The 22,338-nt window shown below is 43.5% G+C and carries 31 protein-coding genes; 1 reads left to right on the top strand and 30 read right to left on the bottom strand.

Features of this window, described 5'->3' with window-relative positions:
* Positions 1-7: 7 nt before the first annotated feature.
* From AC0YOD_RS07915 to AC0YOD_RS07780, 28 genes are all read right to left on the bottom strand, one after another.
* Entirely contained in the window at positions 8-712 is a 705-nt protein-coding gene (locus AC0YOD_RS07915) for a demethylmenaquinone methyltransferase (protein ID WP_475798728.1), read from the bottom strand.
* An 8-nt stretch (positions 713-720) separates the two neighbouring features.
* Positions 721-1,590 carry a heptaprenyl diphosphate synthase component 1 gene (locus AC0YOD_RS07910; RefSeq protein ID WP_475798727.1) on the bottom strand — a complete coding sequence of 290 codons (870 nt, stop codon included), beginning with the start codon at positions 1,588-1,590 and terminating at the stop codon, positions 721-723.
* Between the two features lie 131 nt (positions 1,591-1,721).
* Positions 1,722-2,291, bottom strand: a complete 570-nt coding sequence (locus AC0YOD_RS07905) for a hypothetical protein (RefSeq protein ID WP_475798726.1) — start codon at positions 2,289-2,291, stop codon at positions 1,722-1,724.
* Between the two features lie 159 nt (positions 2,292-2,450).
* Entirely contained in the window at positions 2,451-2,672 is a 222-nt protein-coding gene (mtrB, locus tag AC0YOD_RS07900) for a trp RNA-binding attenuation protein MtrB (RefSeq protein WP_475798725.1), read from the bottom strand.
* A gap of 142 nt (positions 2,673-2,814) precedes the next feature.
* Complete coding sequence (locus AC0YOD_RS07895; protein ID WP_076336385.1) at positions 2,815-3,090, bottom strand: HU family DNA-binding protein; 276 nt, start codon at positions 3,088-3,090, stop codon at positions 2,815-2,817.
* Between the two features lie 268 nt (positions 3,091-3,358).
* Entirely contained in the window at positions 3,359-4,837 is a 1,479-nt protein-coding gene (gene spoIVA / locus AC0YOD_RS07890; protein ID WP_475798724.1) for a stage IV sporulation protein A, read from the bottom strand.
* Positions 4,838-5,146: 309 nt separating this feature from the next.
* A complete protein-coding gene (locus AC0YOD_RS07885) occupies positions 5,147-5,896 on the bottom strand; it encodes a hypothetical protein (RefSeq protein WP_475798723.1) in 750 nt (249 codons plus the stop codon).
* Between the two features lie 87 nt (positions 5,897-5,983).
* Positions 5,984-6,331 carry a 2Fe-2S iron-sulfur cluster-binding protein gene (locus AC0YOD_RS07880; protein ID WP_475798722.1) on the bottom strand — a complete coding sequence of 116 codons (348 nt, stop codon included), beginning with the start codon at positions 6,329-6,331 and terminating at the stop codon, positions 5,984-5,986.
* Entirely contained in the window at positions 6,328-6,936 is a 609-nt protein-coding gene (locus tag AC0YOD_RS07875; RefSeq protein ID WP_475798721.1) for a nucleotidyltransferase domain-containing protein, read from the bottom strand. The genes AC0YOD_RS07880 and AC0YOD_RS07875 overlap by 4 nt, the downstream gene beginning before the upstream one ends.
* 17 nt (positions 6,937-6,953) lie before the next feature.
* The gene (locus AC0YOD_RS07870; RefSeq protein WP_475798720.1) at positions 6,954-7,250 is read right to left on the bottom strand and encodes a 2Fe-2S iron-sulfur cluster-binding protein; all 297 of its coding nucleotides are present in this window, start codon (positions 7,248-7,250) and stop codon (positions 6,954-6,956) included.
* 56 nt (positions 7,251-7,306) lie between these two features.
* Positions 7,307-7,486, bottom strand: coding sequence for a DUF2768 family protein (locus AC0YOD_RS07865; RefSeq protein WP_475798719.1), 180 nt, complete (start codon positions 7,484-7,486; stop codon positions 7,307-7,309).
* A gap of 200 nt (positions 7,487-7,686) precedes the next feature.
* Complete coding sequence (locus AC0YOD_RS07860; RefSeq protein ID WP_475798718.1) at positions 7,687-7,962, bottom strand: stage VI sporulation protein F; 276 nt, start codon at positions 7,960-7,962, stop codon at positions 7,687-7,689.
* A 79-nt stretch (positions 7,963-8,041) separates the two neighbouring features.
* Positions 8,042-9,076, bottom strand: a complete 1,035-nt coding sequence (locus AC0YOD_RS07855; protein ID WP_475798717.1) for an NAD(P)H-dependent glycerol-3-phosphate dehydrogenase — start codon at positions 9,074-9,076, stop codon at positions 8,042-8,044.
* Positions 9,077-9,086: 10 nt separating this feature from the next.
* Positions 9,087-9,683: a glycerol-3-phosphate 1-O-acyltransferase PlsY gene (plsY, locus tag AC0YOD_RS07850; protein ID WP_475798716.1), complete on the bottom strand. Its 597-nt coding sequence runs from the start codon at positions 9,681-9,683 to the stop codon at positions 9,087-9,089.
* A 12-nt stretch (positions 9,684-9,695) separates the two neighbouring features.
* Positions 9,696-11,018, bottom strand: coding sequence for a ribosome biogenesis GTPase Der (gene der, locus AC0YOD_RS07845; RefSeq protein ID WP_475798715.1), 1,323 nt, complete (start codon positions 11,016-11,018; stop codon positions 9,696-9,698).
* Positions 11,019-11,096: 78 nt separating this feature from the next.
* Positions 11,097-11,276, bottom strand: a complete 180-nt coding sequence (locus tag AC0YOD_RS07840) for a capping complex subunit for YIEGIA (RefSeq protein ID WP_475798714.1) — start codon at positions 11,274-11,276, stop codon at positions 11,097-11,099.
* Positions 11,269-12,186 carry a YIEGIA family protein gene (locus AC0YOD_RS07835; protein ID WP_475798713.1) on the bottom strand — a complete coding sequence of 306 codons (918 nt, stop codon included), beginning with the start codon at positions 12,184-12,186 and terminating at the stop codon, positions 11,269-11,271. Before AC0YOD_RS07835 ends, AC0YOD_RS07840 begins: the two co-directional genes overlap by 8 nt.
* Complete coding sequence (locus AC0YOD_RS07830) at positions 12,186-12,830, bottom strand: YphA family membrane protein (protein ID WP_475798712.1); 645 nt, start codon at positions 12,828-12,830, stop codon at positions 12,186-12,188. Before AC0YOD_RS07830 ends, AC0YOD_RS07835 begins: the two co-directional genes overlap by 1 nt.
* A 96-nt stretch (positions 12,831-12,926) precedes the next feature.
* Positions 12,927-14,162: a 30S ribosomal protein S1 gene (rpsA, locus tag AC0YOD_RS07825; protein ID WP_475798711.1), complete on the bottom strand. Its 1,236-nt coding sequence runs from the start codon at positions 14,160-14,162 to the stop codon at positions 12,927-12,929.
* Positions 14,163-14,244: 82 nt separating this feature from the next.
* Positions 14,245-14,823 (bottom strand): lysophospholipid acyltransferase family protein, encoded by a 579-nt coding sequence (locus AC0YOD_RS07820; protein ID WP_475798710.1) that lies wholly within the window; start codon positions 14,821-14,823, stop codon positions 14,245-14,247.
* A 3-nt stretch (positions 14,824-14,826) separates the two neighbouring features.
* On the bottom strand, positions 14,827-15,525 hold the full coding sequence (gene cmk, locus AC0YOD_RS07815; protein ID WP_475798709.1) for a (d)CMP kinase: 699 nt from the start codon (positions 15,523-15,525) through the stop codon (positions 14,827-14,829).
* A gap of 140 nt (positions 15,526-15,665) precedes the next feature.
* Positions 15,666-15,860 carry a hypothetical protein gene (locus tag AC0YOD_RS07810; RefSeq protein WP_475798708.1) on the bottom strand — a complete coding sequence of 65 codons (195 nt, stop codon included), beginning with the start codon at positions 15,858-15,860 and terminating at the stop codon, positions 15,666-15,668.
* 55 nt (positions 15,861-15,915) lie between these two features.
* Complete coding sequence (locus AC0YOD_RS07805; RefSeq protein ID WP_475798707.1) at positions 15,916-16,569, bottom strand: flagellar brake protein; 654 nt, start codon at positions 16,567-16,569, stop codon at positions 15,916-15,918.
* 60 nt (positions 16,570-16,629) lie between these two features.
* The gene (ypeB, locus tag AC0YOD_RS07800) at positions 16,630-17,988 is read right to left on the bottom strand and encodes a germination protein YpeB (RefSeq protein WP_475798706.1); all 1,359 of its coding nucleotides are present in this window, start codon (positions 17,986-17,988) and stop codon (positions 16,630-16,632) included.
* Between the two features lie 105 nt (positions 17,989-18,093).
* Positions 18,094-18,255: a hypothetical protein gene (locus AC0YOD_RS07795; protein ID WP_475798705.1), complete on the bottom strand. Its 162-nt coding sequence runs from the start codon at positions 18,253-18,255 to the stop codon at positions 18,094-18,096.
* 76 nt (positions 18,256-18,331) lie between these two features.
* Positions 18,332-19,027 carry a glutamic-type intramembrane protease PrsW gene (prsW, locus tag AC0YOD_RS07790; RefSeq protein WP_475798704.1) on the bottom strand — a complete coding sequence of 232 codons (696 nt, stop codon included), beginning with the start codon at positions 19,025-19,027 and terminating at the stop codon, positions 18,332-18,334.
* A gap of 298 nt (positions 19,028-19,325) precedes the next feature.
* Positions 19,326-19,940, bottom strand: a complete 615-nt coding sequence (locus AC0YOD_RS07785; protein WP_475798703.1) for a genetic competence negative regulator — start codon at positions 19,938-19,940, stop codon at positions 19,326-19,328.
* A 204-nt stretch (positions 19,941-20,144) separates the two neighbouring features.
* Positions 20,145-20,468 (bottom strand): hypothetical protein, encoded by a 324-nt coding sequence (locus AC0YOD_RS07780; RefSeq protein WP_475798702.1) that lies wholly within the window; start codon positions 20,466-20,468, stop codon positions 20,145-20,147.
* Between the two features lie 177 nt (positions 20,469-20,645).
* Here AC0YOD_RS07780 and AC0YOD_RS07775 point away from each other — a divergent pair, with 177 nt between their 5' ends.
* Positions 20,646-21,488 (top strand): polysaccharide deacetylase family protein, encoded by an 843-nt coding sequence (locus tag AC0YOD_RS07775; protein ID WP_475798701.1) that lies wholly within the window; start codon positions 20,646-20,648, stop codon positions 21,486-21,488.
* Here AC0YOD_RS07775 and AC0YOD_RS07770 read toward each other — a convergent pair.
* Positions 21,478-21,708, bottom strand: coding sequence for a hypothetical protein (locus tag AC0YOD_RS07770; RefSeq protein WP_475798700.1), 231 nt, complete (start codon positions 21,706-21,708; stop codon positions 21,478-21,480). The genes AC0YOD_RS07775 and AC0YOD_RS07770 overlap by 11 nt on opposite strands.
* Entirely contained in the window at positions 21,705-22,298 is a 594-nt protein-coding gene (locus AC0YOD_RS07765) for a lysostaphin resistance A-like protein (protein WP_475798699.1), read from the bottom strand. The genes AC0YOD_RS07770 and AC0YOD_RS07765 overlap by 4 nt, the downstream gene beginning before the upstream one ends.
* Between the last annotated feature and the right edge of the window lie 40 nt (positions 22,299-22,338).

The following is a 22,338-nucleotide window of genomic DNA, read 5'->3' as shown; positions in this document are numbered from 1 at the left end:
GCTGCTTCTACTCCTTTGTTCCCATATGTAGCGCCGCTACTCCACCTGTAAGCGGGTACGCCTTAACCTGCTGCAGCCCAGCCTCTTCGAACAGCTCAGCAAGCTCCCTTCTACCTGGGAACATTTTGAGTGATTCCGGCAGCCACTTGTATTCCTTAAAGTTTTTGGCTACAAACTTGCCTATAAGCGGCAATATCCGTCCAAAATAAAAGTTGTACATACCTTTAAACGGTTGCCAGGTAGGCTTGGACACCTCAAGACAAACCACTTTGCCGCCAGGTTTAACCACGCGTCGCATTTCTTTTAAAACCTGCAAATAATCCGGCACATTCCGAAGCCCAAAGCCAATTGTAACGTAATCAAAAGTATTATCTTCGAAAGGCAGGCTCATTGCATTTCCCTGCACCAGTGATATCTGATCAGTCAAGCCCAGCTTTTTGATCTTTGCAGCACCAACATCCAGCATGTTTTGACTGAAATCCAGTCCAATGATGTTGCCTGTCACACTTGCGTCAGCAAGTCCAATTGCCCAGTCACAAGTGCCGCAGCACAGGTCCAAGGCAGTTTGTCCAGGCTTTACATTCATCTTTTTCATCGTGAATTTGCGCCATGCTTTATGTCTGCGAAAACTAATCAAGTCGTTCATCAAGTCATACTTCGGTGCTATCGTTTCAAAAACGCTATGCACATGGCTTTTTGAATTCGAATCCATCGTTCTAGTCACCTCGTCTCGTTGAGTGCAGGCGTAAAACCGTTTCGCTTGCTCATCAAATCATTGATAATTTGCGAACACTCGCTTATCAAATGATCCGATCCCAGCTCCACAGCAGCAGCCTTCACAGCAGCAGTTGAATATTCCAGCTTCTCTGTGAGTTGAATCCGCACCTTATATTTGTCTACCAAGCTTTCAATTAGAACCGGGTCATTGGCACGCTGAGCAAGCTGCTCGCGTTCCTCGTCTGAACCCATCTGCATGACATGCCAGTAAGCCCAGCTTTTATTAAACCGGGCAGGACCTTCGCTTCGAACTATTTCATCAAGTAAAACTTCACAGCGGCTAACTTCTGCAAGCACGTCTGGCCAAACTCGGGACCATTTACCTTCCAGCAGGTCTGTGAAAATGTAAAACAACGTGCTGCGCAGTTGAACGGATGCATGTAAGTAATCCTCTGCATTCACTTTCATTTGTCTCATACGAACATAAAGGTTCACTTTCAGCCTATTAACCTCGCTTACGGCATTGCTAATCCGTGAGACCATATTAATTTGACTGGCTTCTGAGAGCAATTGATAAAATCTAGCACTTAAATAGTCTCCGGCAAGCACCTTGAGCTGTCTAGAGCGCATCTTGGATCCAAGACGGTTCTCCTCATCCGTGTCGATAAGATCATGCGTATCCATGCCTAATTGAACAAGTGATATGACGAGTGTATAAAGTTCACTATGCTTAGCTAAATCATTCTGTTGACTAAGAAAAGCATAAAGTAAACGAAGTCTGGCATCCGAAAGATCGGGAAGCTCCGTATGTTTTTGGATCATGTCATATTCTACGTACTTTCGAGCTAATTCTGGTATACGGTATGGTTTCATAGGGTAAGCCTCCGAACAGAGAAGCGCAAATCGCCGCTCAATAATCTAAACTATTATAGCACAACTTATTCTAAAGAACATACGGTTCAAGCTTCTTGTTCAACAAATTGCAACATGCAGCATACTAAAAACTACGAAATGGAGGAAGGCTTTACAGTATATCCCGATATCGGACCAATTCTGTCTTCCCATGCATTCGTAAAGCTAACTCTTAATCGCTTCCGCCAGAGCTCGTCATGAATCGCATCCGCATGTGAAAGCAAATTCATTTCACTTTCGAGCCAGGTATCTGTTTTTCTGACATCAACCGCTGCCAATAACTCCCTATTATTCGAACGATCCTCAACAATACGGATAAGCACACGTTTAACATTATCCAGCTGCAGAAAGGAGACACGAAGCAGCTTCTCCACATCGTCAAACCAGACTGATGGTCTACCCTTGTCTGCATCCACCCTCATCGTAAGAGACAATATCCCATTGTTCCACTCCACTTTACTCAATCGTTCATTAAGCCCCGCGGTGAGCAGTACGTCAACTAGATTATCGTTAGTCAAACGTACGACTGGCGTTGCTTTAAACACAGCTATATCGTTATTATGCAACGTTTGCTCACGTGCAGCCTTTGGCAGCCATGTAAGCAACAATGTAACCGCTAGCGCTGCCATGCAGGCGGTAAGCAATGGTTTTATAATTTTCACCCGGCACCTCCAAATAATAAATACACCTGACATTACTCTTATAAAGTTTCGTCATCGCGAAAACAACTCATACAACATTGTACGAGCGTTGCGTAGTGATTATTCGGATCGTTAACGGGCAAAAAAAAAGCAGGCATCGCCTGCCTTGCATTTTCTCTGTTACTGATCGGTTTCCATCGTCCCATACTTCGTCATGACTACGGCTTTACCGCGAATTTTTATCGCAGAGGTATGATCCGTAAATTGACAAATTAAAATTTCATTCTTGTCCAGCTTTTCCGTATGATGAAATTTTGTATCCTGTCCGCGTGTTAAACCGATGACTTGCACACCTTGATCCTTTGCTTTTACGATAATATACTCGCCAGTTGTAGGCTCCATCATGATCCCTCCGCATCCGATATTCCAAACTATCCATGTGAATTATAGAGGAAGTCGAAGTTTTGTGCAATCTCTTCTCCATCATTCTATACAAAAGACGCTCGAACGGCAGTCCGTTCGAGCGTCTTTTCCAAAGGTATGCTTAATTGGATACGAGGTCCTTAAGTGATTTTCCTGGTTTAAAAGCAGGCGTTTTGCTTGCTGCAATATCGATAGGATCTCCTGTTTGCGGGTTGCGGCCTTTACGGGCTTGACGTTCGCGAACTTCGAAGTTACCAAATCCAACCAATTGCACTTTATCTCCGCTTTGCAGCGCATCGGAAATCGCATCAAAAACGGCATCAACCGCTTTCGTTGCATCTTTCTTCGACAGATCAGTCAATTCAGCTACTTTGGTAATCAAATCAGTTTTGTTCATTGTTTCACCTCCTTAAAAGTTTTGCGAAGCAAAACTTGCTTCGTAAGCATTGACCTAAAGTTTTGCGAAGCAAAACTTGCTTCGTAAGCATATAAAAACTCATCATATCCCTCTTATTAACGGAAAACTTACTAAATATACCTTCGACCGAACAAACCTATAGTAATACAGCCGTTTAGCAATTTCAAGTATAAACCTATATTTCCGCTAAAACAAATAAACCGCTTCAAAAATCGAAGCGATTTATTGCTCTATTGCCTTTATTTTGTTAGAGAATGATTGCGATCAAGCCACCAGATCCTTCGTTAATAATACGCCCAAGCGTCTCTTGAAGCTTATAGCGCGCATTATCCGGCATCATTGCAATTTTGCCTTGAATGCCTTCCCTAACGATGGAATGCAGAGAGCGACCAAAAATATCAGACTCCCAAATTTTAATCGGGTCATTCTCAAAGTCCTGCATTAAGTATCTGACTAATTCTTCACTTTGCTTCTCCGTACCGATAATCGGAGCGAACTCCGATTCTACATCGACGCGGATCATATGGATAGATGGTGCTGTTGCCTTCAATCGAACGCCAAATCTTGAGCCTTGTCGAATTAGCTCAGGCTCGTCGAGCGCCATTTCTGCGAGTGATGGTGCCGCAATGCCGTAACCCGTTGTTTTGACCATCTCAAGCGCTTCAGCAAAGCGATCATATTCCCGTTTGGCATGGGAGAAATCCTGCATCAGCTGAAGCAAATGATCTTTGCCTCGAATCTCGACACCGACTACCTCCATCAAAATGCGATCATAAAGCTCATCGGGCGCATACAGATCAATTTCTGCTACACCTTGCCCCATGTTCATGCCGCTCAATCCTGCGCGAGCAATGAAATCATATTCCATGAACTGCGTTACAACACGATCAACATCACGCAAGCGACGGATATCCTTCACAGTATCGCGAACGGAGCTCTCGTAGTTGCTTCTCAGCCAGTGATTGTCATTGAGTACCATGACCCAGCTTGGCAGGTTAACGTTAACCTCATGAACAGGGAACTCGTAGAGCACCTCACGCAGAACGGATACGACCTCTTCTTCACCCATCGTGGCTACGCTTAACGTCATGACCGGAATATCGTATTTGGCTTGCAGCTCATTTCGAAGCTGCAAAGCTTCTTCGCCCTTCGGTCTTGTAGAGTTAATGATAAGCACGAATGGCTTTCCGACTTCCTTCAGCTCGTTAATGACACGCTCTTCGGCAACAACATAGGAGCTGCGCGGAATTTCTGCAATAGTTCCGTCTGTTGTTACAACAACACCTAACGTAGAGTGCTCTTGAATAACTTTACGCGTTCCAATCTCTGCTGCTTCTTGAAATGGGATCGGCTCATCAAACCAAGGAGTTGTAATCATCCGCGGACCATTTTCATCCTCATAGCCTTTTGCGCCCTCTACGGCATATCCGACGCAATCAACCAATCTCACATTTACCTCAAGTCCATCGGTAACCTTGAGCTGCACTGCTTGATTAGGAACAAATTTAGGCTCAGTTGTCATAATCGTTTTACCCGCAGCGCTTTGAGGAAGTTCGTCCACAGCTCTTACACGGTCTGATTCGTTAGCAATGTTCGGAAGCACAACCGTCTCCATAAATCTTTTAATAAATGTTGATTTGCCCGTACGGACAGCCCCGACAACTCCGAGGTAAATATCCCCACCAGTTCGTTCGGCTATGTCCTTGAAAATGTCTACTTTCTCCACTGAATATCCCCTCCCAATTGATTTTCCGGTTCGCCGCCATCCACCGGTCAATAGGGCAGGCCAGCGACGCAACTCGTACATGCTTTTTTGGACTAGTAACATCTTATGTGCAAGCTCTCCGATTATGACGATTCCTTCTACGAAATCTTTTTTTCATCTCAGTTAACTTCCCTTCCAAGATTGAATTATATGAACAATAGGACATTGCTAGAACAGAAACAAACAAAAAAACCTCCTCGTGACATAACGTCACGAAGAGGTTGATTGTTACTATATAATTTGTAAAACTGTAAATGATGAGCTTGTCCGTTACTTGGCAGCTTGGGGCTCATTATTTATCCAATGATAGACAGGAGCTTTGACCGGAACGAATTCCGAACCGTCAACCAACAGTTGCCGAAGATCCAGCTTCGCGTCAAAATCTGTTTTACCGCTCTTCTGAATTAATTGCATAATATCAATGCCATAATCCGTGTACACGACTCCGTTGTCGTCTACAAGCGCTTGCAGCGCTTGCCCTGAAAATACACTGCGAATCATTGGTGACGTTTTCTTCATACTTTTAAAATCTATTTGATAGTAGCCGGGATACATTAGCTCACCTTTGGGAAGCTCACCTTTACTCTGAATAAAGGCTGTTACCCATGTTTGGATATCATTGATTTGTTGAAAGGTTACGATATCCATCAGCTTGATTCGTGGATTCGACTCTTCATCAATAACGATAAAATAATAATTGCCGCCCTTTTCAAAAGCAGCAGTAGGAATATCGCTTAAATATCCCGTTCTTTGCAGCTTCGTAAAGTCTACATTGAATTTCTCATAGATTGGCGTGTCCACGCTGCTATTTTTGATAGGGAGCATGCCCGTTTCAGCCTGATATTGCTTTATTGCCTCTTGTACATTACGTACCGCTTCTTTTGGAGCGACGAGATTTTGCTTCTTCTGATCCTCTGGATATAAGCAGCCTGACAATGATAATACCATCATCACTGAAGCAATCATTACCGCCAAAGGCCGAGCAAAGCGGAGCGAACGTCCCATTTTAAATAAACTCATTTTATCCTCCTAAAGGTTTTCGTAGAAAACCTGCTTCGTAAGCATGATCTAAAGGTTTGCTTAGCAAACCTACTCGTAAGCAATCGCTTACCATAAATCGTCGCTTTCCTCGGCCTGTCTGGCGAGCTGACGTGCTACAGCTGCTCGAAGAGGATCCAAAGGAATCTCTACATCCACCTTGCCTGCGACTCTTGCTTGACATGCCAGCCTAAAATGTTCACCATCTAAGCCGGAAAGCTTGCGTCTTTCCATATCACCGATTGGCTGCAGCTCGCTTTCAGGACGAACAGCGACCTTACACATGAAGCAGGCCGCTTTGCCTCCACAACGCGTACGTATGGATACGTTAGCGCGTCTGGCGGCGTCTAGCAGCGTTGTACCTGGCTTAACCTTTATAGACCGGCCTGATGGCCAAAATGTTACCTCTCCATTCATCTTAAGCCACCTGCCTCTTTCTCTCTAAACAACCATTCGTGTAGGTTGCGCTTTGCTTCCTCTGTGAACGTATTGTTTAATTCGATGGCTTTAAGCGCATTTTCATGCGATGCAGGCAATTCGGCAAATGCTTTTAAAATGACTTGAACGCGATCCATACGATCCCGTAGGTAATTAAACCATAGTTCATGCGCAAGCGGCACAACAATGGTCTCAAGAGCATTTCCATCCCAAGTTACTCGCTTGCCTAAAGGCAGTAACAGCTCTCTGACAGCTGTTTCATAACGACTGCCTTGAGCTGATACGACAAATCCGCCAACAAGCTCTACTTGCACATCTTCAATAACAAAATGGCAGAGGATAGAACGATACATACCCGTTATGCTTAACTCTGGCTCATCAATAGCATACTCATTTAGCAATTCATAAATAGTATGAACGTCATCATCATCACAATAAATATCTAAATCACGCGGCTCTGCTTCCAATGGAATTCCGCGTAGCAGCAGGCCTGCACTGCCTCCGACAATCCATTTAACAGGACTTGACTCTGTGGCTCGTATAATGACGGCCAGCGCTTTCTGAATGCGTTCATATTCTGTCATCGCCGGCACTTCCTTTTTTAAAAATACGTTTTATTAACAGCTTTTATTTGAGCATCCGCTGTTTTCACGATAGCTTGACAGCCGAGTCGATAACCTTCCTCAAACTCCTCTGGCTCCAGACGATCCCACTCTGCATCTGTAATTTCTTCAAGATGTTCTCCGCCTTCCGTAACCAAACAACGGCAACGGGCGCATGTTCCTCTTGTACATGAGAAGCCCCAATCAACTTCATGCTTAAGCGCATGATCCAAAATCGTTAATCCTTCTTCCGCTTCAACTACTGCTGTCTTCGTTCTACCTTTTAATTCGATCATAACAGGACGATGTCTCCTTTTTGTGTATGTAATTGGCGCTTGTTATGTACTTCTAATTAAATAATGGAAATGATGCCGCAAATAAATCCAATGACTAGTACCAAAAAAGCGATCAATGAAATGGTGAATTTAACGACACCTTTCGTCTTTAAACGAGCAAAGGTTATTAATAGAGCAGCGATCGCCATCATCCCTATTCCGAATAGCGACACCCACATTTTTGTCATAGCATCCATAGTAGTTCCATTCTCCTAATCTTTATCATAAATGAATTTACAACTATTATAGCATCGGATAAGCCGAAGGGCTATGCTTGTCAACCTGATTCCCCTTACATTCCATCTAGAAGCTGCAGTTAAAAAAAAGGACAAAAGCTGACAGGGTATCGCATTGAATATGACTATTCAGTGCGTTCCCTCGCTTTTGCCGCAGAGCTTTATTTTTTCATCATCATTTTCATGATTGCTTCCATGCTGCCCGCGTTCATCCCGCTTGCTTTGACGGCCTTTACGATTTCATTGACTGTTGAATCAGCAACCTTAATCTTAGCCATATCCGAAACCTGCTTGATTAGCTTACGCAGCTCGGCTTCGTCTTGCATCGTTTCTGCTGTTACTCCGCTTGCAATTTTTTTAACCGAATTTTCGGAAATGCCTTTTCCGGTTTTTTTATTGATCGCATTAAGAATATCTTTAGAAAAATCTTTCGCCATACCTACACCTCCAGGATGCGATTGAATCTTGCTCCTTGCATCATATGAGGAGGCTGTAGGTTTGGTGTAGGCGCTTGTATTAGCCTATTTCTTCGTTTTCATGCTTTTTCAAACGCCCCATTAGATGCTCTACAGCAACTCTTGGCGCTTTATTCTCGAAGAGCACTTCATAAAGCTGGAATGTGATTGGCATTTCAACATCATATTGTTTAGCAAGCACATAAGCGGCTCTTGTTGTCCGAACACCTTCAACTACCATACCCATCCGTGCAAGCACTTCATCTAGTGGTGTACCGTCAGCAAGCATGAATCCAGCTCTCCAGTTACGGCTATGCTTACTTGTGCATGTCACAATAAGATCTCCAACCCCAGCAAGGCCGGCAAATGTAAGCGGGTTAGCACCCATTGCAGCACCCAAGCGGCCAATTTCAGCTAATCCGCGAGTCAATAAAGCTGCCTTCGCATTGTCACCGAAATTCAACCCGTCGGTTAGTCCTGCACCAAGCGCAATTATATTTTTGACCGCACCCGCAACCTCGACTCCCACGACATCAGGATTCGTATAGACACGGAAATGGTTATTCATCAGCGCATCCTGCGCTTGCTCCGCAGCTTCTAGCTTGCCAGAGGCTACAACAACAGTGGTAGGCTGCTTGCGAATAACCTCTTCCGCATGACTAGGGCCGGATAAAACAACTAACTCCTCCAGAGGGCGGTTAAGCTCTTCCGAGAGGACCGTCGTCATCCGTTTCAACGTTTCCGCTTCAAAGCCCTTCGTTGCATGCACAATTAGTGTATCTGGTGACAGATAGGAAGCGGCTTGCCTTGCTACCTCTCGCATGGCACCCGATGGCGCAACAAATAAAGCAAGCTCTACATCCTCTAGCGCTTGCTTCAGATCTGTCGTTGCAAAAATATTTTCAGGTAGCTTTACATCGGGTAAATACTTACTGTTTTCGTGCTTTTCATTAATACTTGCAACTTGCTCTTCGTTGCGAGTCCAAAGCTTAACCGCATAACCGTTATTCGCAAGGACAGATGCCAAGGCAGTACCCCAGCTCCCAGCTACTAGAACGGCTGCGCGCTTTGATACTGAATCGTTATGACTGTTCATTCAAAGCTCACTATCCTTTCTTTGCGCCAAGCTTGTTTTCCGTCCCTTGGAGCAGTTTCACAATATTTGTCCGATGACGCACGAATGCAAAAATACATATGACTAGGCTAGCGGACAATAAAGGTACCGAGAAATGAAAGAAGGAAATAAATAATGGCGTCAAAGCAGCAAATAATAATGAACCCAGTGAAACATATCTCGTTAGTGCAATTACAGCAATCGCTATAAGACCGGCATAAAGTGCAGGGAAAAAAGCAAGGGTTGCTATGACTCCAACGGTCGTAGCAATACCCTTGCCGCCCTTAAAGCGGAACCAAATAGGCCAGTTATGTCCAATGATTGCAGCAAGACCGCAAAAAACTGGAATCCAAGCATTTTCACCTAGAACATGTCCAATCGAAACCGCTGCGACACCCTTTGCGATATCCAGCAAAAACACGAGTATTCCCGGTCCTTTGCCGAGTACACGAAGTGTATTTGTGGCTCCTGCGTTGCCGCTGCCATGCTGACGGATATCGATACCCTTTACCCACTTGGCAATAACGATGCTGAAAGAAACAGACCCTAATAAATAGCTTAAAACAACCGCGACTATCCCGTATAACAAGTTCGTTCTCCCCTAATCTTCTTCGGACTTCCGACGTGAGAATATTCGAATTGGCGTTCCTTCAAAGTCAAACGCAGCTCGAATTTTATTTTCCAAATAGCGCTCATAAGAGAAATGCATAATCTCCGGATCATTAACAAATACAACAATAGTCGGAGGCTTCGTAGCAACCTGTGTAACATAGTTAATGCGCAATCTCTTCCCTTTGTCAGACGGCGGCGGATTAATGGCAACCGCATCAGAAATGACATCATTAAGGAGATGCGTTTGAATACGCATCGCGTGCTGCTCAGAAACATGTTTAACGACAGGAAGCAGCTTTTGTAAGCGCTGTTTCGTCAAAGCGGATAGGTAGACAATTGGAGCATAGGACATAAACAAGAAGTGATCGCGAATCGTTGTCGTGAATGATTGCATCGTTTTCTCATCTTTCTCGACAACATCCCATTTGTTTACAACAAATATAGATGCTTTGCCTGCTTCATGAGCATAGCCTGCAATATGCTTGTCCTGCTCAATAATGCCTTCTTCTCCGTTAATCAAGACCAGAACAACATCTGCACGCTCGATTGCTTTCATCGCACGCATAACGCTATATTTCTCTGTTGATTCATACACTTTGCCGCGTTTGCGCATACCAGCTGTATCAATCAATACATAACGTTGACCATCACGCTCGAACGGCGTATCAATGGCATCACGAGTAGTTCCTGCGACATTACTTACAATGACGCGGTCTTCGCCAAGCAATGCATTGACCAAAGATGATTTACCGACATTCGGGCGTCCGATAAGAGCAACACGAATGACATCTTCATCGTAGCCGTCATCTGTAATTTCGGGCAATAGCTCTACAACAGAATCAAGCAAGTCTCCAATACCGAGACCATGCGAGCCTGAAATAGGCATAACTTGTCCAAAACCTAGACCATAAAACTCGTATACCTCATCCATACGTCCTGCATTATCAACCTTATTAACAGCAAGTACAACAGGTTTGCGGGAACGGAATAGCATTTGCGCTACTTCATCATCTGCATGTGTCAAGCCAGTTTTGGCATCGACCATAAAAATGATAACATCCGCTTCTTCTATCGCAAGCTCAGCCTGCATGCGAACAGATTTTAAAATTTCATCTTCACCATCAATTTCAATACCGCCAGTATCAATAATGCTGAATTGTTTGCCATTCCACTCTCCGGTGCCATATAACCGATCACGGGTGACTCCCGGTTTATCCTCAACAATTGCTAGACGGTCGCCAATGACGCGATTGAATATGGTGGATTTACCCACATTCGGACGCCCGACGATAGCTATAACGGGTCTTGCCATAGTTTGTTTTCCACTCCTTCAAAAATACTCACGTTAACCATCATAGCAAAAAAGTGCGGTCTTGGCTAACTTTTCATATTAATGGTGATTAACGAGTATAATTATTCCATTTTTCAAATCATGAGCATTGGCATCCAAAATCTTTTCCAGCAGAAAAGAAGTTTGCTGCAGCTTCTCCTCATTTTCGACAATAAATATCGGAACTCCTCCCCCAACCGCCTTTTCATTCATGGATACAACAGCAATAATTTCAGCCATTTTCGTCCGCTCCTTTCTTATTTACCGAAGCTTCCGTAGGCATTCGAACGGCTGACTCCAAGATAGGCACACGTAAAATAACTTCCTTCCCTTTTTCTTCATCCTGTTCTTGAGGAAGCAAAAAAACTGCCAAGTTTCCATTTGTCATATCAAGCTTTGCCATAGGAATCAATGCAGGCTCACCATCATCACGATAAACGCCTAAAATAGTTGCCAAATCATATAGAATGGCTTGTCGTTGACCCAAATTACTAAGCGTAACCTTACCGTTCGGGTTATATGGCTTTAGAATAAACCCCATACCCCTTTTATCAATAATTTCTTGATTAGCCTTTAAGCCAACATTCATGATATAAACATCATCTACAAATAAATCCGGACCATCCACTCTTACCCTTGCTGGCTGAACTGAAGCAATATGCTTGATGGACTTACCTGATTTCAGCTTTTCAACGAGTAATAGAGTGATAATCCCAGCACCAACACCAAACCAAACATTGATCATAATGGCGAATAAACTGGTAAGAAGCGCTGACATGATGACCAAATAATTTCGCCCTTCAAAAACCATAGCTATGCCTTCTATGTATGTCGCGCCTCGGCCCACAAGCTCTAAGCTGTCTATTTTCGTAAGCGTATCTCTCTCCATTTTTCGAACATCCCTGAATTGCTGAGCTGCTAATGTTAGAAAGGTAATAGCCGTGTAGTCTTTGTTGTAAAGGGCGGGCACAGCCACCGCCCCTAGTGCTGATGCAATGACACCTAGTGCAATATGGATAATCCTACCATGCGGATATGTCGGATACTGTCGATAGTCCGTTCTTAGCATGAGCAGTCGAGAAATAATTCCAAATACAATGCCCAGCATCACACCAATGATTAGCTTATTTTGTACAAGATACTGCTGCATTAGGACGATCTTCCCCCTTTTAAATGCCAAAATAATAATTGAAGCTTGCTCAGCCCAAATTGCATCCACTTCAAAAGCATGCTGAACAATCGAGCTGATGCAAAGGCTATCCAAAAGCTATCCCACCAGGCTAATGACCCGATCATAGCTGTATAGCGATGGGATTGAAGTACGGCATTCAACAGTTCACCTAGCACCGCCCCCCAAACAATCATCCCAAATTGATGCTTAGCTTGAGAAGCAAAGGCGCCGCAAAGAACGCCACCGAGCAAAGGGGCATCCCAGATTGGATCTATCCAATAAAAGACAGGATCAAAGCTGTACATTTTACGTAGTAATCCCCAAATACCAGCAATTAATAGCGCACATAATATTAAATAGCCTTTATAGCTTCGCTCTTCATCACCTCTCAAAGTCAAGAAGGCCGCAAGTATTAGCAGTCCAGCAGTAGCATGAATTTGGACCTTTAAATATTGTATTTCAGGAGACCACCAAAGCGGAAGAAACTGAATAACGAGAATAAGAGTTCCAAAGAAAACCATCGTTCGTTTATTCAAATCCTGTGCAAAATAAGGCTTCCATCCTGTTGCGGTTAATATGCTAAAAATAATGATGATCCAAAGGGATAAATAACCAGGATTCACAAAATCTCACCTCACGTATCCCCTATTATGCGCAAAAAAAAAGGAGCTATTCCTGCGAAAACTCGCAAGGAATAGCTCCTTTGTATAAAGTCGATATTATTTAAGGTTTTTCAATTTGTCGCCAAAACGCTCTGCAAGGGAGTAGCTCATGCTCTCGTTGCTCAAGCTAACGTTAGGGTTGTCAATTTTTTCAATCTTCGGTGAACGTGGAGCACGTTCAGGTCTAGCGCTAGGAGCAGCTTGCTCAGGCGCTTCTTCTGTTTCTTTAATGCTTAGGCTAACGCGTTTCTCAGCAGGGTTGAAGTCAAGTACTTTTGCTTGAACTTCTTGGCCTTCTGTAAGAACTTCGTTAGGAGTAGCAATATGACGATGAGCAATTTGTGAAATATGAACAAGACCTTCAACACCAGGAGCGATTTCAACAAAAGCTCCGAAAGGAACGATGCGGCGAACAGTACCTGTTACGATATCACCAATTGCAAATTGCTCGCCTGCAGAATCCCAAGGACCTGGTTGAGCAGCTTTCAAGCTAAGGCTGATTTTGCCAGCAGCAGGATCTACTTTAAGTACTTTAACACGAACCGCTTGACCTTCAGCAACAACATCTTTCGGATGTGCTACATGCTGCCATGAAAGCTCAGATACGTGCACAAGACCGTCAACGCCACCGATATCAACAAAAGCACCGAATGGTGTCAAACGTTGAACCGTACCGTCAAGCTCTTGACCTACTTGAAGGGAACCCATAACTTCTTTTTTGCTTTGCTCGAATTCAGCGTCAAGCACTTCTTTTTGGGAAAGAATAACTTTGTTGTTTTCACGATCGATTTCTTTAACCTTCACGCGAAGCGTGCGGCCTTTGTAATCGGAGAAATCTTCAACAAAGTGACGCTCAACCATAGAAGCCGGAATGAATCCGCGTACGCCAACGTCAGCAACAAGACCGCCTTTTACAACATCAGCGACAGCAACTTCAAATACTTCGCCGCTTTCAAAGCGTTGCTCAAGAACGTCCCAAGCTTTTTCGCCGTCAACTGCACGTTTAGAAAGAACAAGCTTTTCTTTCTCATCGTCAATGCTGACTACTTTAAGCTCAACCTCTTGGCCGATTGTAACAGCATCCGTAGCGTTATCGATCTGCACTGCAGAAAGCTCACGAATAGGAATAACACCGTCATATTTATATCCAAGGCTTACATAAGCTTGGTTATCTTCGATTTTGACGATTGTACCCTTTACGGAATCGCCTTTTTTCAAAGACACAAAATTATCCAAAGCGTCTTGGCTTACCTCTTCAACTGCTGATTCTTGCACATTAGTTTCTTCTGACATTTGAAATAACCTCCTCAATTCATACCCCAACTTTATTTAAATCCGCTAGCGCCTAGAGCGAAAGCAGCATTTAAAACAACAATTAACGATTTTGTGCAGCAATCTCGCGAATGCGAGTCATAATGGCATCTGTTACTTTTTCAAGCATATCAGGAGCTGCTTCTTCAATTAGTTCGCTTAAATCCAGTGGTTCACCGTAACAAACAATCATTTTCCCAAAAGGTCGATATTTGCCGATTATAGCAACTGGAACAACAGCTGCACCGCTTCGAACAGCAATCATAGCTGCACCTTTTTTGGCCATACCTGATTGATTATGCCTTGAACCCTCTGGGAAAATCCCCATTACATTGCCTTCTTTAAGAAGTGTAATAGACGATTTAATGGCATCCTTGCTCACGCCGCCGCGTTTGACCGGAAATGCGCCAAAAGAACGGATTAGCGGACCAAAGACCGGGACTTTAAACAGTTCTTCTTTCGCCATAAAATGCACTTTCCGCCTTATCTTGACACCGACCGTTGGCGGATCAAAATTGCTTATGTGATTAGAAGCGAGGACGACAGCGCCTGTCGCTGGAATGTTCTCCGTGCCTCTTGCCTCCAAGCGGAATAAAAACGTGTAAATAACACGTAGAAGAAAACGAAAAAATAGGTATGACATAGTTTACTTCGCCTCCGCCAATTTGGTTCGGCTTAATTCCACAATTGCATCAATTACTTCTTCAATTGTCATGCGTGTGCTGTCGAGTACAACAGCATCTGACGCACAGATTAGCGGAGAAATATCACGTTGCTCGTCCAAACGATCGCGCTCTGCAATTTCAATTTCCAACTGCTGAAGCGTTATAGCCTGGCTAATCCCTATTTCACGGAAACGGCGGAGTGCTCGTTCCTGAACGGTCGCAGTTAGAAAAATTTTCAATTCTGCATTTGGCAGTACATGTGAGCCGATATCTCGGCCATCCATGACAACGCCCTTGCGCGCGGCAAGATCACGTTGTAAGGTACCCAGCACTTCACGTACAGTCTCATTAGCAGCAAAATGTGATACTTGAAGCGTTACCTCGCGTGAGCGAATCAACGAAGTTACGTTTTCTCCATTAATAAAAACACATTGTCCTTGCTCGCTTGGTTCTAACTCAATCTTTAATGATCTTGCTAATTCAGCTAGTTTCTCTTGTTGTTCTACCATTACTTCTGCGCGCTGCGCGCTTAATGTAACAGCACGATACATAGCTCCCGTATCGATGTACACATACCCCAGCTGCTCGGCAACCTTTCGCGCAACCGTGCTTTTGCCCGCACCTGCTGGTCCGTCAATTGCAATGTTTATGCGATCGCTGTCACCTTCGTGATGGATCACGTACGGTCAACCCCCTTTAGTAGAGATGGTTGGCCGAATGCATGTGAGAATGCGACACAAACCTCTCAAGAAAAAAGCAGGCTTTGCCTGCGAACGTGAAAATTATACCACACTATAAACTTAGATGCAAAAGCAGGCTGTTAGTTCAAGCGGGTTCCTTCCCACTGATCAACACCTGTCACCCAATGCCGCACCTTTGCATTTTGTAGTAATATTTGAGAACAAACAACAAAAATAAGCAAGCCTACTACGATTTTACGTAGAATACGACTTACCTTATCTGTTATTTGAAGCAGCTGCTCCCGTTTTCTTTTCTTAAAAAAAAAGCGAGTCATTCGGAACCACCCTTTCCTCATTTTGGGTAGTCTTCCAATAACTTCGCTTTATTATTCAACGATTCCGATATTCAAGTTGCTTCTCAAAACAATAGCGAATAACCTTTTGCCGCTCCGAATCAATGATGCTTACATATTTAATCATGACTTGTTTCCGACCTGATTCTAGCTCAACAACACGCACAACAACTGCTTTAAAGGACGCATGCTCAATTGATCCATTACGAAATGGTACAAGAAGCCAGCAATCTAGATCTTGCTCTGCGCTAATCGGCCATTTCCCTTCGCAAATGAAAGAAATACCGCCACCGCCAACATCATCGGTCAAGCAAACAAATCGAGCATGATTAGGCATTTTAACTGCAATCTCCAGCTCCGCTGGAACACGTAAAAAACTGCGTCGCTGTACTTTGGTAATTCGTTCTGGATCAGGCTTGCGAATTTTAACCAGCTTCACTCGGTCTTCCTTAAATCCCGTTACATGCGAATCAAAATAATTTTTAATGCCATCTTCTGAAACAAAGTAAACAGAGAGTTCGTCGCCTAAAAACAGTCTTTTGTAACGGCCTGTTTTTTCATTGATCGGAATCTCAATAAGCAATCCGTCCTCTTGTTCATCAGCAATTCTGGATTTATGCTCGATGGCTGCTTCTTCTTCGTCTGAGGAAGCGATCTGATAATAAAGTATTTGGTTCAATTTAGGCAACAAATTGGCTCCCCTCCCATGTACATGCCATTATAACACGTTGATTTGAGGGGAGCTATATCGTTATTTGTCAGATGCTGCCTTTTTGTCGTATGGTGACATTTCTTCGATGGATTCTTCCATTCCTGTCTCAGCGTTAATATAGACTCTATACAGCGAACCATTAATTTTCCCTGTGTATTCGTAACATAAAACTTCTTCACCAATATCGTTTTTGATGAGAGCTAGTTGCTCCCCGTTTACCTTCATATCCGAATTCAAAGCTTTTTTTGCATCAGCTTTCGTTATAGTTGGACTGCCGAGCTTACGATCATGATGCGAATACACATAATCATTCGCTTGAAGGCCTACTGTTTCGCCCGTATCCAGAGCTACCTTGACCGTTAATTTGTCTGGGTAAATCAGAACGCCATCTTGTTCACTAACATAAGTAAATGTTCCTGTATTTCCGTATGGATCGTAGCTGATCGCTCTCATACCCGTGAATCCGTGCTTCTCCAAAAAGGAATCTGATGAGGCTTTCGCTTTAGCCATATCTACCTTCTTAGTACTGATATCACGCGGATTCATAAACAAAATCAGCTGTCCGCCTTTTTGAGTGAAATCCATTTGGAGCTTATGGTCTTTCTTTGATTCCTTTACAGTTGCAGAGAAAGAAGCGTACTCCGTGCCTTTGGCGTTCTCAATAACATGAATTTCTTTTGTTTGAGCATTTGTGAATTTAGCCGCTTCCTTCTTGATATCCTCTGCCGTTACCATTTTTCCGCTGAGCATCTTCATATTGCGTTTGGTATACATGCTGCTTACAGAAGGACCCCAATCAATCTCTGGGTATTCCCCTACTTTTTTGTCCACTGTTTTGAAGCCGTCAATAATTACGTTTCCTTCTTTCATTTGTTTTGCAGCTAAGGCAGTCTCAACATCCATCCAGCGCAGACGATTATTCAATACATTTTCCTGCATGCCAGTCAGCTGCTTAGAGATTTCCTCTGAATTCGCGTAGAGCGTCTTGAGCATCTTGAATTCATCCGTTGACAATGGCTGCTTCGTCAAATCGCGCACCGATGTTTTGTAAGCGAAATTAGCGATGCGCGACAAGAAATCATCTGCTTCGCTAATCGGTATCATGGATACCGGCAGCTGACTGATTTCATTCTGAGCTTGACTCGTTAAACGCCAAACATTGACGAGCCCTTTGCGATGAAAGCCCTGAGACTTTGAGTTCACTGCAAGCGTATTGCCTAATTGCTGATGCAGCTGTTCAACATGGTACGTTAAATCATGGAACGCCCTTTGGTATTGATTCTCAGCTTTTATCAGTATCGTGTTTTTCTCTTGCTGCTCCTGGTAGCCCCAGTAAGCCGCACCGATAAAAAGCAGGGTCATAAATGGAAATAGGATTGAGCTGAGTCGACGGTACATAATACAAAAGCTCCTTTCTTGTGCAAAACCTGGTTTTAGTTTGGTTTGCCGTAGGGAGCTTTATACATTTTTATATTCAATTATAGTAGCCTAGCTTAAGTTCGATCAGAAGCCGCCGTGCTCTTCAATTTCTAGATCATTAGCGTTACTGCAGATACACTGCTTAAAGCCTGTATCTACAGTCCCCTTGTCTCTAATGCCACGTAGTACAAATTTTTCGCCGCAGACATTACAGCGAATTGTTACTTTGATTCTTAACGCTTCCATAGTTCCCTCCATAACATGATTAATGAAATGCTGTCTTCGCAGTCATTTCTATCTAATCCAAGTATGGACGAATACATTACAGTTTAATCTCATCCTCGCGTACAAGAAATCGAAATGGTGAACGCGCATCGGCAAGATTCATTTTGCGCAAGCCCCATATCCAAAGTAAAATCATAAATGGAACCATAAACCACATCCAATTGGTTCTAAGCGTAATCAAAATCCAATCATACGTCCCATGTAAGAGTACGGGAAGGGCTAACGAGATAGCAAGAAAGATATAACTTTGTTTCTTCGGCGCAAACTTTGCTTTCCCTAAGTAATAGCCCATCATGATTCCAAACAAAGCATGTCCGGAAACAGGAAGCAGTGCACGCATTAACAGTGTACCGAAGGTAGCCGGTGAATAAATGGCGTATAAAACATTTTCAAGTGTTGCAAACCCAAGTGAAATGGAAGCCGCGTACACTATGCCATCATAGGGTTCATCAAATTCTGTATGGTTATAGATAATGTGATAAAGAACAAACCATTTAAGAAATTCTTCTACACCAGCAGACTCTACATAAGCAAACAGCACGGAATGATCTCCCAGCCATAGCTCCAGACCGCGCTGGATAACCATAATAGGTACGACCACAAGCATGCCAAGTACGAACATTCTAACTACCATGTGAATGGGCTCCGCATCATAGCGGTCCCGTAAATATAAATAAGTAAGCAGCGCGATGCCTGGAGCAACCGATGCCGTCAAAACGGAAAACAAAACCATTCAGTCCCAACTTTCTTTCACCCGTCCGCAAAATTAAACAGCTGCAGCCTTGCTGCAAGTGCCAGCTAAAGCAATGGCAAATCATAAGCGGCAATCGGGTGCGGTCTATTAAGATCTATTTTATTATACAACGCCCAGACCACATTCGATATACCTATTCTCTTTCCAAGCCACATATGTATGTAATTAACAAGAGTGCTTTCTATGTCCTGCTTTTCATTTGTTCTCCTAATCAAAAACAAGAAGAGCATCACGCAGGTCATACTTAGCCTGGGATGCTCCTTCACGGTGCCGATGCTTAAAATTTAAAATGATTACATATTTCCCGTACTGCCGATTCGGGCATAATCACTTTGCCGTACTCTTCAAGCATGGCATAAGTAACGGATGTGGCTTCTCCATATTCCGCAAGCAAAGCAATAACTGCATTATGCCTGGTTGTTTCAATTAAAGCAGGCTCAAGCGCTAGTATATACTTGCCGTTGTAGGAATATAAACGTCCATCTTCCGTTAAGGAGGAGGTTTGCAATTGCTTACAAACTGAAATAACATCCTCAAACTCACGGAAGGCATACATAACTACATCGCTTTGTTCAAGTGTTACTTCCATTTCGTATATTTCATCATCCGAGTCCTCGTCTTCCGGCAAACGATCGCTATCATGAGCATTCATCTTACCACGAGTGACAATCACAACCATTCCTTGGGCAGGGAGGGCAAATACTTCGACCGCTAAGGGGCCGCTGGCATCGAATCCAAGTTCACTATATGCTTGATCCATCATTTCACTGAATAGTTCGTGTACTTTTGGAATTTCGCGCCACATGTCGTCCTTCTGGATCCCTCGTTCCAGCAGGTCGTCGAACGTCAGGAAAATTCGTATCTTGTCCTGACTCAGTCGTTCGATTTTCATGACAGGATCCTCCTCTGCAGCATCTGTCGTAACAGCGTATGAAATTTTTAGTAAGATGTGATCAATTCGATCAAATCGTGCTATGTAACTACTTTATCATGTCTGTTCATTGAATGCACTAATATTGGACGAAAAAAAGAATCGCTGAAACGCTTCGCATCTCTGCCAATCGTCCCTGCGATTCCCATTTTTGGTAACTCTCTATTAATGTGTAAATGAAGACGATTCCGCTTTGATCTTATCCGCTTCCTGCTTTAAGGCTGGATCGCTATTGACGATAGACTCAATTTGAGCCCATGCAGCTTCTGATTTTCCGGCGGTATCGTCTGAGGGCTTTGGGGTTAGCGTCGACGCCCCCATGTCCATACCTTTGCTCATGATTTTGGAAACCGATTTTCGAGCTACCGAAGAACAGACGTCCGAAGCAGCGCTTGCCGCCCAAGCAACCAGTCCCGGCTTTCTTCGAGATACGTAAACAGTCGCAGCTGCACCAATAATTCCTCCGAGTAATAACCCGCGTAATCTCATGGTTGTACACCTCTTTCCTATTCGTATTCATGAATTAGTTTGACCTTCAGCACTAGCCCTCATTCTATATAAAATAAGGAAATCATCCTTGCCCCGTTATTGGGCAAATATGATACAATGATTTCGATTTAATAAAGGTCGCATAATGAATAATATCAACAATGGAGGCATATCTGAATGAGACGAATAGCATGTGGAGCAGCCATATTGCTGCTTGGCGCTCAGCTCACAGCTTGCAGTATGCATACACAAAGCAATGAGAATACCATTCCTGTAACCGCCACTCAAGCCCCTATAGCCGTTCCTGAAGCAACGAGTAATGAAACCATCTCTGAGCAATCTACACCAACGGCAGAGCCTGCAATCGAACAGCCAATACCAGCTTCTCCACTATACAAAATGAGCAATGTCTATCGCTTTGTCCCTATTCAAGAAGAAACGACAGACAAAGTAGTACTGCTTACTTTCGATGATGGACCCAAAGATGAATTGGTACTGACCAGCCTGCTTGATTCACTGGATAAGCATAAGGCAAAGGCGATTTTCTTCGTAAATGGTTATCGCGTCAAACAAAATCCTGATCTGCTTAAGCTGATTCATGAAAGAGGTCAGACTATCGGGAACCACTCGTGGGATCATATTAATTTAAAAAATGAAAAAGATGAGGTTATTGAGCAGCAGCTTGCTGATGTGCAAACTGAAGTCAATTCTCTGATTGGACAAAAACCTTTATTTTTCCGACCTCCATACGGCTCAGGTGGAGATTCCGTTAAAAAAATAGCAAAAAACCACGGCATGTTGTTCATGACGTGGTCGAATGGGTCTCTTGACTGGGATAAATCTACCAAAGACAAGCCGGATGAGGTCATCCGCAATGTGCTCGAGCAGCTTCATCCAGGGGCTAACATTTTAATGCATGAGGTACAATGGACTGCCGATGCTCTTGATGAACTATTAACTAAGCTAGAAGACAAGGGCTATGGATTCATTGACCCCTCCACCATTGATGTTACTCACTAAATTTCTTGCCATACCAAAATAAGCCTATGACTAAAAACAGAAATAAAAAAATAATTAGATTATAATACCATTTTGTTACTTTTTGAGCACTTGAAGGATACTTTTTTCTGCGCGGCGGCAGTGATCCTCCATCGGAAATCGTTTCTATGCTGGACGGCTCTGCCGTCCTATCATGGTGTCTTGTTGCTGACGATCTTCCAAACTTTTCTTTCCTGCTCATGACTCCCTCCTAAAGCGAATAATTAATCCCATAATCAAGTCAATCAAGAAGTGAGCGATAATAGGTGCCCAAATCGACCCTGTGTGAATATAAATCCATCCTAAAGCATAGCTAATCGAAAAGACCAAGCCTGTAGGAATCCAATGTTTTAAATAACGGACATGAATCGTAGCAAAAATAATGCTTGTCCAGTAAGGACCTATTGCATGCTGCAAGGCTCCACGAAATAGAAGTTCCTCACAAATAGCAACAACCAATGATAATACTGCAATATGCCAAACCGGGCGAGTACGGAAAATACGCTCATTTACACCGCCGTCATCGCTCGCTTCTTCTGGTATAAATCTGGATATTAACAAATCAACTACAACAACAGCTGCTGCTAACCCTACCCCCCACCAAAGAAATTGCAATGTTTCTGGCGGTATAAATAATTTAATTACATTTTGATGCTGAAATAATACCCATATCAAACCGATAATAAAAGTAAGTGCTTGTGTGGTGTAAAGATTAATAAGGAGCATGCGATCGTCCAGCTCATCAACCGACACCTTGCGAACGCGGATATTTCGAATATCAAACTTTTTCATAGCTTCCCGCCTGTCTGGAACGTACGTATTTTCTTTTTCT

This window comes from Paenibacillus sp. J31P13 (assembly GCF_056269295.1).
This window is presented reverse-complemented; position numbering and strand designations above follow the sequence as displayed.